The 15,859-nt window shown below is 65.0% G+C and carries 16 protein-coding genes; 6 read left to right on the forward strand and 10 right to left on the reverse strand.

What is annotated here, in order from left to right; all coding sequences use genetic code 11:
• Positions 1–12: 12 nt before the first annotated feature.
• Both AC59JP_RS15160 and AC59JP_RS15165 read right to left on the reverse strand, forming a co-directional pair.
• Positions 13–540, reverse strand: a complete 528-nt coding sequence (locus tag AC59JP_RS15160) for a hypothetical protein (protein WP_497326636.1) — start codon at positions 538–540, stop codon at positions 13–15.
• Between the two features lie 13 nt (positions 541–553).
• Positions 554–1,156 carry a TetR/AcrR family transcriptional regulator gene (locus tag AC59JP_RS15165; protein ID WP_497326637.1) on the reverse strand — a complete coding sequence of 201 codons (603 nt, stop codon included), beginning with the start codon at positions 1,154–1,156 and terminating at the stop codon, positions 554–556.
• 79 nt (positions 1,157–1,235) lie between these two features.
• On the opposite strand from AC59JP_RS15165, the gene AC59JP_RS15170 reads away from it, so the two are divergent.
• The 4 genes from AC59JP_RS15170 (at position 1,236) to AC59JP_RS15185 (ending at position 6,108) form a co-directional block, all read left to right on the forward strand.
• Complete coding sequence (locus AC59JP_RS15170) at positions 1,236–2,633, forward strand: cytochrome P450 (protein ID WP_497326638.1); 1,398 nt, start codon at positions 1,236–1,238, stop codon at positions 2,631–2,633.
• A 54-nt stretch (positions 2,634–2,687) separates the two neighbouring features.
• A complete protein-coding gene (locus tag AC59JP_RS15175; protein WP_497326639.1) occupies positions 2,688–3,593 on the forward strand; it encodes an AurF N-oxygenase family protein in 906 nt (301 codons plus the stop codon).
• 7 nt (positions 3,594–3,600) lie between these two features.
• Complete coding sequence (locus AC59JP_RS15180; protein ID WP_497326640.1) at positions 3,601–5,067, forward strand: FAD-dependent oxidoreductase; 1,467 nt, start codon at positions 3,601–3,603, stop codon at positions 5,065–5,067.
• A 99-nt stretch (positions 5,068–5,166) separates the two neighbouring features.
• Positions 5,167–6,108: an asparaginase gene (locus AC59JP_RS15185; protein WP_497326641.1), complete on the forward strand. Its 942-nt coding sequence runs from the start codon at positions 5,167–5,169 to the stop codon at positions 6,106–6,108.
• Here AC59JP_RS15185 and AC59JP_RS15190 read toward each other — a convergent pair.
• The 6 genes from AC59JP_RS15190 to AC59JP_RS15215 all read right to left on the reverse strand — a co-directional run bounded on the left by AC59JP_RS15190 (position 6,096) and on the right by AC59JP_RS15215 (position 10,544).
• Complete coding sequence (locus tag AC59JP_RS15190) at positions 6,096–6,608, reverse strand: mycothiol transferase (RefSeq protein WP_497326642.1); 513 nt, start codon at positions 6,606–6,608, stop codon at positions 6,096–6,098. The genes AC59JP_RS15185 and AC59JP_RS15190 overlap by 13 nt on opposite strands.
• Positions 6,609–6,674: 66 nt before the next feature.
• Positions 6,675–8,216, reverse strand: a complete 1,542-nt coding sequence (locus AC59JP_RS15195; RefSeq protein WP_497326643.1) for a S24/S26 family peptidase — start codon at positions 8,214–8,216, stop codon at positions 6,675–6,677.
• A complete protein-coding gene (locus AC59JP_RS15200) occupies positions 8,213–8,785 on the reverse strand; it encodes a SipW-dependent-type signal peptide-containing protein (protein ID WP_497326644.1) in 573 nt (190 codons plus the stop codon). The genes AC59JP_RS15195 and AC59JP_RS15200 overlap by 4 nt, the downstream gene beginning before the upstream one ends.
• Entirely contained in the window at positions 8,782–9,366 is a 585-nt protein-coding gene (locus tag AC59JP_RS15205) for a signal peptidase I (RefSeq protein WP_497326645.1), read from the reverse strand. Before AC59JP_RS15205 ends, AC59JP_RS15200 begins: the two co-directional genes overlap by 4 nt.
• A complete protein-coding gene (locus tag AC59JP_RS15210; protein WP_497326646.1) occupies positions 9,363–9,938 on the reverse strand; it encodes a hypothetical protein in 576 nt (191 codons plus the stop codon). The genes AC59JP_RS15205 and AC59JP_RS15210 overlap by 4 nt, the downstream gene beginning before the upstream one ends.
• A 27-nt stretch (positions 9,939–9,965) precedes the next feature.
• The gene (locus AC59JP_RS15215) at positions 9,966–10,544 is read right to left on the reverse strand and encodes an alternate-type signal peptide domain-containing protein (protein WP_497326647.1); all 579 of its coding nucleotides are present in this window, start codon (positions 10,542–10,544) and stop codon (positions 9,966–9,968) included.
• A 584-nt stretch (positions 10,545–11,128) separates the two neighbouring features.
• On the opposite strand from AC59JP_RS15215, the gene AC59JP_RS15220 reads away from it, so the two are divergent.
• Entirely contained in the window at positions 11,129–11,920 is a 792-nt protein-coding gene (locus tag AC59JP_RS15220) for a TspO/MBR family protein (protein ID WP_497326648.1), read from the forward strand.
• A 1-nt stretch (position 11,921) separates the two neighbouring features.
• Here the strand turns inward: AC59JP_RS15220 and AC59JP_RS15225 are convergent, their stop codons facing one another.
• Both AC59JP_RS15225 and AC59JP_RS15230 read right to left on the reverse strand, forming a co-directional pair.
• A complete protein-coding gene (locus AC59JP_RS15225) occupies positions 11,922–12,404 on the reverse strand; it encodes a hypothetical protein (RefSeq protein ID WP_497326649.1) in 483 nt (160 codons plus the stop codon).
• A 256-nt stretch (positions 12,405–12,660) separates the two neighbouring features.
• Positions 12,661–14,007 (reverse strand): enolase C-terminal domain-like protein, encoded by a 1,347-nt coding sequence (locus tag AC59JP_RS15230; RefSeq protein WP_497326650.1) that lies wholly within the window; start codon positions 14,005–14,007, stop codon positions 12,661–12,663.
• A gap of 229 nt (positions 14,008–14,236) precedes the next feature.
• Here AC59JP_RS15230 and AC59JP_RS15235 point away from each other — a divergent pair, with 229 nt between their 5' ends.
• Positions 14,237–15,844: an aldehyde dehydrogenase (NADP(+)) gene (locus AC59JP_RS15235; RefSeq protein ID WP_497326651.1), complete on the forward strand. Its 1,608-nt coding sequence runs from the start codon at positions 14,237–14,239 to the stop codon at positions 15,842–15,844.
• Positions 15,845–15,859 lie beyond the last annotated feature (15 nt).

The following is a 15,859-nucleotide window of genomic DNA, read 5'->3' on the forward strand; positions in this document are numbered from 1 at the left end:
GTCTGGTCCCGGTCAGGGCATCTCGACCGTCTCGGCTCGCGCGATCTCGTCGATCGCAGCCCGGATATACGGTGCCCCGCGGCCGTCGGTTTTCGCGAGGAGTGCGTCGATGACGAGCGTCGCGTAGCGCGCACTCTCGACCGCGGTCAGCCTCGGCACCTCGGGCAGATCCTCGGGATCCTGGTTGTCGCCGGCGAAGAACGCCGGATCGATGTCGACGCCGAGCGCACCGAGAACCACCATGATCAGCGCAGTCCGGTCCAGCGTGGCCGCCCATTCCGGGTGCGCCGCGACGACACCCTGCACCAGCGCGTGCGCGTCGTCACCGGAGAGCCCACCCGGGTGGGTGTCTTCGAGAAGGTTGCGTACGAGCGCCGAGTGCACCGCCTCGGCGTGGCCGTACGGGAGCGCGGCGAGATCGTCGGTGGCGCGGGCCAACCCGTCTGCGTCGCCGTCCCGAGCGGCGTCGAGCGCGGCCGAGACGGACTTCGCGATGTCTCGTGCCTCGGTCGGCCAGTGGGCGGGCCAGGTCGTGGTCATGCGCGAGATGCTGTCACGGCCCACCGACATCCGCGGAGTCCATCGACCCGGTACCGATCAGTCCGTTCAAGGCGCGCAGACACAGATCTCGAACCTGATCCTCGGTGAGGGCGTCGTTGTCGATCCAATCGACGACCACGGCGCGCACGAATGCGATCCACCCGTGGATCGACGCTTCGAGCACGGCATCCTGCCCGGGACCGGACCCCAGGGCCACCAGGATGCGCCGCTGTTGTTCGGCGAGTTCGGCGTCGACCATGTCCCGAATCTCGGTGTCGGCGGACAGCTCGCCGTGATTGAGCGCGCGCACGCTCGGACCGTTGTCGCGCACGAACCTCAGGTACGCGTCGAGTCCATGGGTGATCTGATCCCGAACGGGCAGAGCAGGATCGGGCTCGGTCTCCCGCAGGATCCGGTCCACGGCGACGCGCACGATGGCGGCGAAGAAGTCGCGCTTGCCGGAGAAGTAGTGGTACATCAGCCCGCGCGAGACACCCGCGCGTTCGGCGACCTCCTCGATCCACACGTCCTCGTACGGACGTTCGGAGAAGAGCTGTGCGCCGATGGTGAGCAGTTGGGTGCGTCGCTCGTCGGGCGTGAGTCGTTGTCGCGTCATGGGTTGCGCAATCTTACTTGACACGAGTTCAACAAGGCGTAGGTTCTTGTTACTGCACACGAGTTCAACAGGAGATCTCATGTCCGCGACGTTGCCTCACCCATCTCGCCGCCTCCCGTTCGTGGGAGACGTCATCGGTGTGTCCCAGTCGACCGCGATCCAGGACTCGCTTCGATTCGCAGCCGAATTGGGTCCGATCTTCGAGCGGAAGATCCTCGACCAGCGGGTGGTGATCGTCTCCGGTGCCGACCTCGCGGGAGAACTGTGCGACGAAAAACGATTCTCGAAGTACGTGAACCCGGCGATCTCTGCTCTGCGAGGCCTCGGTGGGGACGGTCTGTTCACCGCGTTCAACGAGGAGCCGAACTGGGCGAAGGCCCACGCATTGCTGGCACCGGCGTTCACCAAGTCGGCCATGCACTCCTACCACGACGTCATGCTGGACGTGTTCGCCGAACTCGAGGGCTGGTGGGCGAAGGTCGGCGTCTCCGATGTCTCCGCGGACATGACGCGATTGACGCTCGAGACGATCGGCCGGACGGCCATGGGATACGGCTTCGCGTCCTTCGAGAACGCGGACGTACACCCGTTCGTGTCGGCGATGGTGCGCGCACTGGGTCATGCTCAGAAGACCGGCCTTCTGTCCAGGTCTCGCGTGGGACGTCTGGTCACCAAGCGCGGGGCCACGCAGAATGCGGCAGACGAGAAATACGTGCTCGACCTGGTCGACGACGTCATCAAGGCTCGGCGCGTCTCCCCCGAACCACACCCGAACGACCTTCTCGAGTTGATGCTGCAGGCCGCTCACGACAACCCCGAACTTGCGATCGACGAGCAGAACATTCGGTACCAACTGGTGACGTTCCTCGTCGCCGGTCACGAGACCACGTCGGGCGCACTGTCACTGGCGCTCTACTACCTGGCGCGCAATCCGGAGGTTCTCGCTCGGGCGCGCGACGAGGTGGACGCCGTGTGGGGCGAGACCGAGCGGCCGGCGTACGACCAGGTGGCCAAACTGCGGTACGTGCGGCGGGTACTCGACGAGACGCTGCGCTTGTGGCCCACGGCGCCCGCCTTTGCGCGCCGAGCTCGCGAGGACACCACCATCGGTGGCACGCACGAGATGCGGGCCGGCGACTGGGCGCTGGTGTTTCTTCCGGGCCTGCACCGCGACCCCGTCTGGGGTGAGAACACCGACGAGTTCGATCCCGATCGATTCGAACCCGCCCGGGTGCGATCGCGGCCGGCGCACGCCTACAAGCCGTTCGGCACGGGCGAGCGCGCCTGCATCGGTCGGCAGTTCGCAGTACACGAGGCCGTTCTGGTCCTCGGGAAGATCCTGCAGAGCTACGATCTGCGTCCCGATCCCGCGTACCGGCTCGAGATCAACGAACGTCTCACCCTGATGCCGAAGGGCTTCGAAGTGACAGTGACACCGCGTCGCGAGATGGTTCGCACAGGAAACAGTTGTCTGTGAACACAAGTTGCTGATAATCTGAGTCACAGTTACCGCGACGAAGGGACAGAGACGATGACCAGCACGTTCGCGCCGACCGACTCCATGGAAACCGAGGACGTATCCGCTCGGTTGCTCGATTCGGTCGAGAAGCTGTCGTACGACCCGTCCACCGAGGTCGACTGGGACGCCGACCTCGACCCGTCGCAGTACGGACTCATTCCCGAGTGGAGCACTCTCTACGGGACCGAGTACTGGAAAGAGATGACCGAGGAGCAGCGCGTCACGCTCACTCGTCACGAGGTGTGCTCGATCATGAGCACCGGCATCTGGTTCGAGATGATCCTGCAGCAGATGGTCCTGCGTGATCAGTACTGCGAGGACGCTTCGAAGTCCGACTTCCACTTCGCCCTCACCGAGATCGCCGACGAGTGCCGCCACTCGATCATGTTCGCCCGCGCGTGCAAGAAGATGGGCGTCAAGGGCTACATGCCCCGCCCGTTCAGCCGGTTCCTCGGCCGCGGATTCAAGACCATCGCATCGTCCGAGACCGCGTACGGCGGCATCCTCGTCGCCGAAGAAGTTCTCGACGTGATGCAGCGCGACTGGATGCGCGGCGAGAACGTGCTCCCCCTCGTGCGCACCACCAGCAAGATCCACGTGGTCGAGGAGTCGCGTCACATGACCTTCGCGCGCGCCCAGATGCGCGAGAACATGCAGGGCATCAGCAAGGCCCGCCGCAAGGGCAGCGCGCTCATCATCGCCATCGCCGCCAAGATCATCGTCTCGAACATGGTCAACAAGGGCGTCTACGCCGCAGCCGGTCTCGACACCAAGCGCGCTGTGCGCGAGGCGAAGAACAACGCCCACCACCACGCGATGATGCGCACCTCCAGCCAGCACCTCATGGCATTCCTGAGCGATTGCGGTCTGGTCACGAAGCCGGCGGCGGTGTACTACCGCAAGCTCCACATGTTGTGATGCTCTGATGGCGTTCGCGATCACCCAGAACTGTTGCAACGACGCATCGTGCCTGTCGGTCTGTCCCGTCAACTGCATCCACCCGACACCGGACGAGCCCGACTTCGGTAAGACCGATCTGCTCTACATCGACCCCCGGTCGTGCATCGACTGCGGCGCGTGCGCCGACGCGTGCCCGGTCGACGCGATCACCCGCGTCTCCCGGCTCGCGCCCGATCAGGAGATCTACGCCGAGCTGAACGCGGACTACTACCGCAATCGGTCCGCCGATCACCTCTGGGACGCACCGAAGTTCCCGCCGCCCAATGTGCACGACATCGGTCGTATCGCGGTCGCCATCGTGGGAACCGGACCCGCCGCTTGCTATGCGGCACAAGCGATTCTGCGCACATCCGACGCGCGCGTCACGTTCTACGACCGGCTGAAGACCCCCGGCGGTCTGGCCCGGTTCGGCGTGGCACCGGACCACCAGGGAACGCGTCGGATCGGCGAGCACTTCAAGTCGTTGTTCGTGCACCCCCGCGTGACGATGAAACTCGGCGTTCGCGTCGGCACCGACGTCGAACCGGCTTCTCTGGCAGACAAATTCGATGCAGTCGTCTACGCCGTCGGCGCCGACGTCGACCGCGCGTTCGACGTCCCCGGCGCCGACCTTCGCGGCGCGATCAGCGCCCGCACCCTGGTCGGCTGGTACACCGGACACCCCGACGTCGCGGAAGACGAGATCGATCTCAGCGGAGTCGATCGCGTCGTTGTGGTCGGCAACGGCAACGTGGCTCTCGACGCGGCCCGCATCCTCACCGCGGACCCCGACACACTCGCAAGCACCGATATCGCACCACATGCGTTGCGCGCCTTGCGGTCGCACCGTGTGCGCGAGGTCGTGATTCTGGCTCGACGCGGTCCCCAATTCGCCGCGTTCACGCGCTCCGAATGCCAGGCGCTCGTCGTGCGCCCCGGTGTCGAGGTGGCCGTGGCCGGGTCGGTCGACGCGATCGACGGGCTCCCCATGTCGGCTCCCGCGTCGGCATTGGCGGGCGCCCCGATCGTCTCTCTGTCGTCCCTTCCCGACGAGGGCCGACGAATCGTCTTCGCCTTCGGTGCTTCTCCGGTGTCCGTGAACGGCACGGACCGAGTCGAATCCGTCGACATCGCGCTCGGCGACGACGTGGTGACCGTCCCCGCTCAGCTCACACTGCGAGCCATCGGATACCGCGGTTCGGAACTGCAGGGTCTGCCCTTCGATCCCGACACCGGAACCATCCGAAACATCGATGGCCGAGTCGTCGACGCGTCGGGCGCGCACGTCCCCGGAACGTATGTCGTCGGGTGGGCGAAACGCGGCGCGACCGGCGGGATCGGTGACAACAAACTCGACGCCGAGCAGACCGTCGACGCGCTGATCGCCGATGCGCCGGCGCGGGCGTCGAAGGCGTCGCTGCGTGCGCGGTTGGCGGAGCGGATCGGGCGGTAGGCGGTTCTCCGGCCGGACCCAATGTGACGTTGGGTCGCCTATGTGGACCGAACGTGACATTGGGTCGGGTCGATAAGCCGCGGGCACTAGGGTGAACGGGTGCCGAACATTGCCGTGGTGACGACGGGTGGAACCATTTCCAGCACGTCGAACTCCACCGGCGTCAGCACACCCACCGTCACCGGAACCGATACGGTCGGTTCGCTGTCGTCGGCCGCGGACATCCGCATTCTCGACATCATGTCCGTCGACAGTGCCGCAATGTCGTTGCGCGACTTCGACGTCGTTCGTTCGGCCGTGGGGACGGCGCTGGAGGACCTGACCATCGACGGCGTCGTCGTTCTCCACGGAACGGACTCGATGGAGGAATGCGCGTTTCTCGTCGACCTCTTCCACGCCGATTCGCGCTCCGTCGTGTTCACGGGGGCGCAGCGCACGTCCGATCACCCGGAGTCCGACGGCCCCGCGAATCTCGAGTTCGCCATCGCGGCGGCGCACGATCCGTCGCTTCGGGGTCGGGGCGTCTTGATCGCGTTCGACGGCCACCTGTTTCCGGCTCGGGGAACGATCAAGATCGACACGGAGGGCGTTGCAGCCTTCGGGTCGAGGCCGACATCGACCCGCATCGATCGAACGGTGTTACGTGCACGAGCGATCGGTGACGTGCGGGTCGATATCGTCGCGCTCTACCCGGGCGCCGACCGTGTCGCTCTGGACGCCGTGGTGGCGGCCGGCGCACGCGGTGTCGTGCTCGAGGCCTTGGGTGCGGGGAACACCAATGCCGATGTGACCCTTGCTGTTCGGGACGCCACCGACGCCGGAGTGACGGTTGCGCTGTCGACCAGGGTCCCCCACGGCTCGATCGTCACCACCTACGGAGGCGGGGGCGGCGGCAGTGATCTGGCCGCAGCCGGCGCCCGCGGAACGGGCTTCCTCAGGCCCGGCCAGACGCGCATCCTGCTTGCCGCGTTGCTCGCCGGCAACGACCTCCACAGGTTCGACGCGCTGTGCGCCGAAGTGTTGCCCGGTCAGCTCCCCTGACGCTCGTACAGGCCCCGTACGTATGCGGCCTGACCGACGTGTTGCAGGTCGTCCGAGACGACGCTGACCAATCGAACCGCCAGCGTGACAGGCGGATCCCAGTTCTCGTCGACCACGCGGTCGAGATCCTCCGCGCTCAACGTGCCGACGTAGGCGACCGTGGCAGCGTGCACCGCGTCGTGATAGCCCAGCAGCAACTCGGCGTCGGGTGTCACGGCGGCGACGTCGTCCGACGACTGCCCGTAACCGATCTGTTCGCTCGGGAACGGCAGGTCGAATCGCTGGTCCCAACCGTCGTTGGTCCAGACCTGCGGAACGTCCGCGGCACCGGCGATGTGGTCGTCCTGAACCCGGGTGAGGTGCCAGATCAACCAGGCAATCGAGTTGGCGTCGCGATCGGGGCGGTAGGTGAGCGCCTTCTCGTCGAGGTCGTCGAGCGTGGCGTGCACGACCTGCTTGATGCGGTCGAAAGCGTCGATCAACAGACCGGTGTGGTCCACGGTGTTCTCCTCGTCGTCGCGTGATGCGTCTCGTTCGTTTCTACACGCGAGGTCGGACAAGTGAGGTCAGACGAGCGCGGCGATGTCCGAGGGCAGAGCCGAGGTGTCGACGGGTGTCGCCGCCCAGGTGCCGTCGGTCGACGGTGAAATCTTCACCGGCCCCGCGCTTTCCGATAGTGCGTACAGTTCGCCGGTGCTCGACCACACGATGCCGGTGCCGTACTTGGAGCTCGACGTGACGGGTTGGGTGAACACCGTCGTCCCCGACCCGTCGGTGACGGTCAGTTGACCATCGGACACCGATGCGGTGTTGGTTCCGCTGGTTTTCGAGGAGCCGTCGGCGACGAAGGCGCTGGGCGGGGGTGGCGGGGTGGTGGTTGGCGGGGGTGGGGTGGTGGTCGTGGTTGTCGAGATAGTGGCCGTGGTTGTCAAGTTTGTACTGGTGGTCGCCGACGCGGTTGTGGTCGCCGTGGGGGTGGTCGTCACTGACGGTGCCGATGTAGTTGCAGGGACTGTCGGCGAGGCGGCGGGAGCGACCGTTGACGGCGTAGTTTCGGCGATGCGGGCCGAGCGAGGGGTGGCGGCGACACTGCCTTCGGTCACGCACCTCTTCGCAACACCTAACACGACTGAGAGGGTTTGATATTGCCGCGTGATGAGCGGAATGGAAACGAATTCACCAAGTTTCGATTGCAGCGAGACGGTGTATGTGTCTCCCAAACTGATCAAGCCGCTTGGCGCCGTTATGGTGATTCTCCCAGATGACTGGGCGCCAACAGGGTCGGTCCGAATAATCGTGTTGCCGAGTTTGTACACCAGCACAAAACTGTGATTGCTATCGATCGCATCCCAGGACAGGGTGACATTCGTGAGACCCGTTCCAGTGGTGGTGCAGGTAAATCCCGTCGGCGTGATCGGTTTCGCGGCGGTGACGGTCGCATTTGCGACAGCTATGTCTTGCAGCGCGGCCGTTGTCGCCTCAGAGCGAGAGAATCCCGTTCCGACCACAACCGCGACCGTCAAAACCAACGCGACAGAGGCCAAAATGTTTCCGTGCGACTCCGATTGCCGGTGCTTCGCCGGAGAGGGGTTTTGGGGCCGTGCAGGCCGGAATGCGAAGTACATCAGCACACCGCTCACAGCAAGGCCGATGATCCAAGCGAACGGCGTTGACAGCCACGCGACGAAGTAACCAGCGTAGGGGATGTGCGCGAATACGCGAGTTGCCGATGCTACGACGTAAACGTCAGGGTCCGGCTCGGCGTTGGCATCGCCTTTCAAGGCAATTGTCGCCGAGTTCCCCGTGACGGCCTCGATGGAGTGCACGCGGTGCGTGATTCGGGAGCCATCATCACGGACGATGCTGACCACCTGGCCGACCACGATCTGATCTCCGCTGACGTCCACTCCGAGCGCCAGAGCCCCGGTGTCGACTGCCGGCGCCATCGAGCCCGATCTGAAGACCAGTGGCGTCACCCCGAAGAAGACGCCTGCAACAGCAGCGGCAATACAAACGACTCCAGCGACTGCGCCTAAGCTCAGCGCCCATTCCACGCCCGCGCTATTGCGCCTCGCGATTACGTTGCTGCCTTCGTGTCGTGCCTTCATGTCGAGGAGGCCGTGAAAACGAGCTGCGCATTGCCGACAGTGCCCTGCACAGCATTGTCGACGCCGGTCGGCAAGGTGAACTGAATGCAGAGTTTTTCGACGCCGGTGTTGGCGGCTAACGACCCACGACTTGCGATGCGCGTCGATGCACCAAGTGCGATGCTGTTCGCGACCACCGTCGTATTCGAGGAGGTCGAACAAGCGTTGTTCGAGACGGCCGTGTCGTTGCCTGCTATAACGGTCATCCGCAAAGAAGAGGTCAAGGTCCCGGCGCCGCCGGCAGCATCGATAGTGTATTTGAAGTCGAGGTTGCTCTTGTTTTGGACCAGCAAGATCGCGGCAAGACTCTTCCCGGGCAGCACTGTCAAGGGCGAATTGAATCCCACCGAGACAGGCCCATTATTTCCGTTCAGCTGAAGGTCGACAGTTCCGGTGGTGAACACTCCTGAGTTCGTGGTCGTTGCCGTCGACCATGCCGCCAGGGTGCCCACCGCGCCAAGACCGAGAACCATGCCGAGCGACAACAGCGCGCGAACGCGGGCACTGACTATGATTGCGCGAACACTCATGTCCAAGAATTCCTTTCGCGCCGCCGTGAGTAACCGGCGCTCACGAACTGCCACACCGCATAGAGCAACAACGCGCCCGCGGCGATCGACACCACCGTGGTCCGCGTGTCTCCGGTCAACCAGTTGTTCACATAGCCCAGGTACGGAATCGAGTACCAGAGGCTGCCACGAATCTGGGCGGGCTCGACCGTCCCGTCGTCGGGGGCGTTGTTGTTGTCGCCCTGCGTCGTGAAGACCTTTGCCCCTTCGGAATCGAAGGAGGACGAAATGATTCGGTGAGTGACGACGTCGGGTTGGCCGGAGTGGATCTGGTAGGTGATGACAGTGCCGATAGCGAGCTCCGACGGATCGGCCTTCTTCACCACGACAAGAGTGCCGGGCGGGTACTGCGGTTCCATCGACTGCGTCAGGATCGTGTACGGCTGCGCGTCAGAGAGTTTCGGTATGACCACCGCTGCCAGCAGGATTGCGACCGTGAACATGAGAAGCGCCCACGACACGACCTGCAGGACCCAGCGAAAGGGACCGGTGCGCTCCCGACCGTCGGATTCGGCGGTGGGAGGCGTGGCCGCGTGCGTCATGTCGACTCCGCTTCGAAGGAGAATTTGTGGGTGTAGCTGACCGGGGAGGTCGCACTGGTGACATCCGTCAAGGTGGTTCTCACACAGAGCTTTTGAGTTCCGCCGGGCGCAATGTCGGTCCACGACTGGTTGGGTGCGGACGTCGTGGTCGCCGATGATTCGAATTGGGTGAAGATGGCTTGTCCTGGCAACGGCCCGGCGTCCGGGCATGTCACGGTATCGGGCACCGCGCTGGCAGCCAACGTCACCTTGACGGACGCGCCCGTGGTCGAGACCTGCGGACCCGCCGCGGTCATCCGGAAATGCAATGGCGCGGAAGCTGGGTTTCGCACATCGAGCGGTTTGGTCACCGACGTTCCCGGAACAACGTTCGTTCCGGACAGCGCATCGAACGTGAAGTTCGTCCCGGTTCCGGACCCTCCAGTGGTCAGCACCAGATCTGCGGTCCGGACCACGCCCGCCTGAACGGCCTCTTGATCACGCCACAGGGCGCCGGTGGTCTGTACGGATCCGAAGATCAGCACAGCCGCCGACGCCACCGCGACGCCCAGCCACAGCTTTCGGCTGCTCACTAGACTTCTCTTGCCGTTCGGGCTGGATCAGACGCCGGGGCGGACCTGGTCCAAGGTCAGCTTGAACGACGTGAGGTCGATCGTGCTGTTGACGCCGATACGCGCCTGGTTCGCGGTGCTCGGGAACTGGAGAACGACGGCCACGCTGACCGGCTGTCCCGCCGCCGCACTCGTGATGGTTCCGTCCGGGACGACCACATTGTTGATCTTCACGACCGTGGTGATGGGGGCATTGGTCGCAGTGAGTCCGGTCGCACTGTTGTAGACGGCGCTCGCGAGATTGGACGTCAATTTCGCCTTCATGTTGGTGCCATTCGCGACGACCGTGAAGTTGGCGTCGTAGTGCAGCTCGTCACCGGGCACGAGCCGGTAGTCGGCGATGGCCAGGATGTTCTTCGGGTTTCCACCATTGGCGGCCTTGACGTCGGCGGAGTGGTCGGTCCAGCCAGCGGCAGGCGAGGCAGGCGCGATGTCCAAGTCCCCGGTCGCAATCGTGCCCGCCTGAACGTTCTCCGAATCCTGCCAGAGGGCGTAACTACCGGCCCCGCCGAGCAAGAGAAGCGCCGCCGCGCCCGCCGCGAGTGCACCTTTGAGGGACTTGTTCATCTTGATTCGTTCTCCGTTGTCGAGCGCCCGAGAATGGGCGGTGTCGAAAGTGCCCGAGTATGGGCGTGTGGTGGGCCGACCAACCATCGGGGAAGGGCGGGGTGAGGTCGGCCAGCCGGCTGCTCGACGTGGTGACTCGACCGGTACTTCGTTCGACCATTACGCCGGTGTTACAGAGGTAAATGGAATTTGTCCGTAGCTGAAATGGTCGAACTGCTGCGCAAATCTATGGTTACACAGGCTCATGATCACGTTGGCTTCTTTGCGAAAAATATCAATGTCACTGCGCTGCAATAGTTTTGAGTAATACACCCACGAACCAAAACTCAGAGCACGAAACCTCGGACCATGAACAAACCGTGCGTTATGCATCCGGCCGCCGTTTCGGAGTCCGAAAAGAACTTTGGGACTTTTATTCAACGTTCAACGAAGTTCGAGCCGCCGGAGCCGAGCCGTCGCAAGCCCCTTCGCCCGATGGTTTCCCGCCCCGACAGACGAGCCGTGTGGGAATCAGCCCGAACCTCTGTCCGAAATGTCGCTGCTACGGTGTGTTCAGCAGACTGAACGAACGAAAGGTGCTCGATGTGAGCCGCACACCGTCAGACCTCACTCGGCAGATCACGGTGGCCGTGAGCGCCGTCGTCGCCATCGCGGGATCGGCGATCGGGTCGGGCGCCTTCGTCGGCACCCCGATCGCGGAGGCAGCCGGCGGCGCACTCAGCGCCACGTCGACGCTCGTGGCACCCGCCGGGCCCGCGTTCTCCATCTGGTCGGTGATCTACCTCGGGCTCGTGGCGTACACGATCTGGCAGTTCCTGCCGTCACAGAAGACGAGCGAGCGGCACCGCATGCTGGGCTACCCGATCGCCGTCACGATGATCCTGAATGCAGCGTGGATTCTGGTCGTCCAGGCCGGGATCCTGTTGCTCAGCGTCGTGGTGATCGTGGCGCTGCTCGCATCCCTCGCCTACGTCTTCTACCTGATGCGCAGAGTCCGCTCGACCAGTCGTGTCGACGCCGTCGTCACCGACGGGACCTTCGGCCTCTACCTCGGATGGCTGTGCGTCGCCACCATTGCCAACACGACGGCCTGGCTCGTCGACATGGGCGTCACGGCAGGTGCCACCACCTGGTCCGTGGTCGTTCTGGCCGTCGCAGCGCTGATCGGATTGTTCGTCGCCGTGACCGGCCGCGGCCGCATCGCCCCGATGCTGTCCATCGTGTGGGGTCTCGGGTGGGTCGCACAGGGCCGGTTGTCGGGAGAGCTGATCAACACGACGACGGGGTGGGCGGCAGTGATCGCGGCGATCGTGGTGGCGGTCGGGACCCTTCGTGCGCGAGCAGTCGCGCCCGCACCGACCGCCGTGGGTAGCTGAGCTACGCGCCGCACTCCGGAACGGACTCCCCGCTCCTGCACCAGGTGTACTGGCCCGGAGCGTCTCCGAGACCGTTCGTGTTCAGGACGGTGACGTACCCGGCTCCCAACCCCAATCTGGCCGTGAACGTCTTGCCCTCGTACAGGTCGCCACCCACTCCGGATCCGTAGATCGCGGTGCGATCGAGCAGGGTCACGACGATCTCGCCGCTGTCACACTCGTCTTGCGTCCAGTCGACGCGCCAGTTCTCGGTGTCCACCGCGCTCGCACCGATCGCGAGTGTGCTCGTCCCGTGCTCACGCTCGAGATCGAGCTGACTTTCGTGCCGTTGCCAGTTCCCCTCGAATGCGGACGCTCCGGTACCGCGATTGCGCCCTCCCGGACAGGGATCCGCGCTCGGAGACGGTGGGGTGGTGGTCGCTGCCGGAAGCTCGGTCGTATCGACCGATCCGCTCACAACGGACTCTTCGGGCGATGAGGTCACGGTCGAAGTCGTTTGCGCTGCAGACGATTCCGTCGAGTTTGTCGTGGTCGTAGCAGCCGTGGTCGAAGCAGCCGGTGGCGGCGACGCGGTCTGCGCCCCACCTCCGCACGCTCCCAGTGTGAGCGCCGCAGCGGCGGCAACGACCGTGGAAAAGAACGATCGACGAACCTTCACGGTTATCTCCCGTCGTACCCGGAAACCTACGAGGGTGATATCGCCGTCACTGACGCTTCGTTACGCGTACTACCGTTACGAGTCAGCGCACCAGCGCGGGCCTCTTGCTGTCGAACGCCCATCCGTCGATCAGGTACTGCATGCCGATCGAGTCGTCGCGCGAGCCGAGTCCTTCACGCCGGTACAGCTCGTGCGCTGCCTCCACCCGATCCCAATCCAATTCGACGCCGAGTCCGGGCTTCTCGGGCACCGTCAGGTAACCGTCTTCGATCTCGAAGGGCGCCTTCGTCACTCGCTGGCCGTCCTGCCAGATCCAATGGGTGTCGATGGCCGTGATGGTGCCGGGGGCGGCCGCCGCCACGTGAGTGAACATCGCCAGCGAGACGTCGAAATGGTTGTTGGAGTGCGAACCCCACGTCAGTCCCCACGCGTCGCAGAGCTGAGCGACTCGCACGGATCCGCTCATGGTCCAGAAGTGCGGGTCCGCCAACGGGATGTCGACGGCGCCCGATCGGATGGTGTGTCCCATCTCGCGCCAGTCGGTCGCGATCATGTTGGTCGCAGTGGGAAGTCCTGTGGCGCGCTTGAATTCCGCCATCACCTCACGGCCGGAGAAGCCGCCCTCGGGACCGACCGGATCCTCGGCGTACGCAAGTACGTCACGCAGTCCGCGGCACGTCTCGATCGCATCCTTCAGCAGCCAACCGCCGTTGGGGTCCAACGTGATTCGTGCGTCGGGGAATCGTTCGGCCAGCGCGGTGACCGCGAGCGCCTCCTCGGCGGCCGGCAGTACGCCGCCCTTGAGCTTGAAGTCCTGGAATCCGTACCGCGCCTGCGCGGCTTCCGCGAGAGCGACGACGGCGTCGGGAGTCAGTGCCTCCTGGTGGCGTACCCGCATCCAGTCGTCCTCGTCGGCCGACTCGTCGGCGGGAGTGCGGTAGGCGAGGTCGGTCTTGGACGCATCGCCGACGAAGAACAGGTATCCGAGTGCCTGCACCTTCTCGCGCTGCTGTCCATCTCCGAGCAGGGCGGCCACGCTTACGCCGAGGTGCTGACCGAGCAGGTCCAGCAGCGCGGACTCGACGGCCGTGACCGCGTGGACCGCGATGCGCAGGTCGAAGGTCTGTGCGCCTCGCCCACCGGAGTCGCGATCGGCGAACGCCGCCCGCATGCGCATGAGCACGGCGTTGTACGCGCCCACCGTCTCGCCCTCCACCAACGGTCGGGCGTCCTCGAGGCATCGACGGATCGGCTCGCCGCCGGGAACCTCACCCACTCCGACATGTCCGGCCGAGTCGGTGAGCACGACCAGATTCCTCGTGAAGTACGGCGCGTGGGCGCCGCTCAGGTTGAGGAGCATTCCGTCGTGTCCGGCGATGGGGATGACTCGCATCTCCGTTACCCGGGGAGCTGTGCTGTACGCGTTCATGATTCGACCCTCTCGATGTCGGTGGAGGACGTGTCGATTCGCCGTGGCCCTCGGATCAGCAGATTCTGACCGCGCTCGCTCGTACAGTAAATACCGCGATCGATTCCTGTCCAAGACAGAGTTGCTATCGGTCGATGCACGTACTGCATCGACAGTGATGCAACAAGGGCATCGATCAGACCCTAATTTGACTTGGACAGGAATCGGCGACAGTCCTAGCGTGGTTCACATGACACCGCCCACCGCAACCGCACCGTCCACAGACACGCTGACCGGCGAACTGATCATTGCCGGGTCCTTTGTCGCAGGTTCGGGTACGCAGATCAGAGCGATCGATCCCAGTACCGGTGAGGAGCTCGATCCCCCGTTCGGACACGGAGGAGATGCCGACGTCGACGCTGCCTGCGCCGCCGCGGCAGCAGCTTTCGACGAGTACCGCTCCACCACCTCCGAGCAGCGCGCCACGTTCCTCGAAACGATCGCCGCGAACCTCGAAGAACTCGGTGACACCCTGATCCAGAGAGCCGTTCGAGAGTCCGGCCTGCCGGTCGTCCGAATCACGGGCGAGGTCGGACGCACGTCCGGCCAGCTCCGCTTGTTCGCCTCGGTCCTGCGCGACGGAGGGTGGAACGGCGCACGCATCGATCCCGCCCAGCCCGATCGCACTCCGCTCCCCCGCGCCGACATCCGCCAGCGCAAGGTCCCGCTCGGACCGGTCGTCGTGTTCGGCGCCAGCAACTTCCCGCTCGCCTTCTCCGTCGCCGGTGGCGACACCGCGTCGGCTCTCGCTGCCGGCTGCCCCGTCATCGTCAAGGCACACGACGCGCACCCCGGAACATCCGAATTGGTCGGGCGCGCAATCACGTCCGCGGTGGCGTCCACCGGCATGCCCGCGGGAACCTTCTCGCTGCTGTTCGGTTCGGGACGCGGACTCGGCACCGCCCTCGTCACGGACCCCCGCGTCAAGGCCGTCGGTTTCACCGGATCACGTTCGGGCGGAACCGCTCTCGTGGCCGCAGCCGCATCGCGCCCGGAGCCGATCCCGGTGTACGCCGAGATGAGCTCCATCAACCCGGTGTTCCCGCTGGAGTCCGCACTGCGCACCCGCGGCGAGGAGCTCGGAAAAGCCTTCGTCGCCTCGTTGACCCTCGGCTCGGGCCAGTTCTGCACCAATCCGGGCCTCGTCATCGCCGTCGACGGACCGGGGTTGGACACGTTCACCGCAGCAGCGCGCGACGCCGTTGCCGAGTCCACTCCGACCACCATGCTGACCCCGAACATCGCATCGAGCTACGCCGACGGCGTTGCGGCACTGGACGGCCCGGCCGACGTCGTCGCACGCGGCAAGACGACGCAGGCGCCGAACGCATGCTCGGCAGCCCTGTTCAGCACCGACGCCGAGTCCTTCCTCGCCTCGGAGGTGTTGCAGCAGGAAGTCTTCGGTTCGTCGTCGCTCATCGTTCGATGCACCGACGCCGAGCAGGTCCGCTCCGTGGCGGCCCACCTCGAAGGACAGCTGACCGCGACGATTCACACCGACGACGCCGACCACACCGAGGCGGCGCGCCTGCTGAACGTTCTCGAACTGCGCGCAGGCCGAATCCTGTTCAACGGGTGGCCGACCGGGGTCGAGGTGGGTCACGCCATGGTCCACGGCGGCCCGTTCCCCGCGACCTCGGATTCACGCACCACGTCCGTGGGCTCATTGGCCATCGAGCGCTTCCTGCGCCCCGTCGCATATCAGGACGTCCCGGCCGCACTGCTCCCGTCCCCCATCGCAGACGGAAACCCCGACCACATTTGGCGCCGTATCGACGGCACCCTCAGCCAGTCCTGACACATCCCACACGTA

Source organism: Rhodococcus sp. 320_ES, from assembly GCF_059691855.1.

Excerpts from the sequence above, each read along its gene's own strand:
- AC59JP_RS15160 (WP_497326636.1), bottom strand. The coding sequence starts at position 540 with ATGACCACGACCTGGCCCGCCCACTGGCCGACCGAGGCACGAGACATC.
- AC59JP_RS15165 (WP_497326637.1), bottom strand. The coding sequence starts at position 1,156 with ATGACGCGACAACGACTCACGCCCGACGAGCGACGCACCCAACTGCTC.
- AC59JP_RS15170 (WP_497326638.1), top strand. The coding sequence starts at position 1,236 with ATGTCCGCGACGTTGCCTCACCCATCTCGCCGCCTCCCGTTCGTGGGA.
- AC59JP_RS15175 (WP_497326639.1), top strand. The coding sequence starts at position 2,688 with ATGACCAGCACGTTCGCGCCGACCGACTCCATGGAAACCGAGGACGTA.
- AC59JP_RS15180 (WP_497326640.1), top strand. The coding sequence starts at position 3,601 with ATGGCGTTCGCGATCACCCAGAACTGTTGCAACGACGCATCGTGCCTG.
- AC59JP_RS15195 (WP_497326643.1), bottom strand. The coding sequence starts at position 8,216 with ATGAAGGCACGACACGAAGGCAGCAACGTAATCGCGAGGCGCAATAGC.
- AC59JP_RS15200 (WP_497326644.1), bottom strand. The coding sequence starts at position 8,785 with ATGAGTGTTCGCGCAATCATAGTCAGTGCCCGCGTTCGCGCGCTGTTG.
- AC59JP_RS15205 (WP_497326645.1), bottom strand. The coding sequence starts at position 9,366 with ATGACGCACGCGGCCACGCCTCCCACCGCCGAATCCGACGGTCGGGAG.
- AC59JP_RS15215 (WP_497326647.1), bottom strand. The coding sequence starts at position 10,544 with ATGAACAAGTCCCTCAAAGGTGCACTCGCGGCGGGCGCGGCGGCGCTT.
- AC59JP_RS15230 (WP_497326650.1), bottom strand. The coding sequence starts at position 14,007 with ATGAACGCGTACAGCACAGCTCCCCGGGTAACGGAGATGCGAGTCATC.
- AC59JP_RS15235 (WP_497326651.1), top strand. The coding sequence starts at position 14,237 with ATGACACCGCCCACCGCAACCGCACCGTCCACAGACACGCTGACCGGC.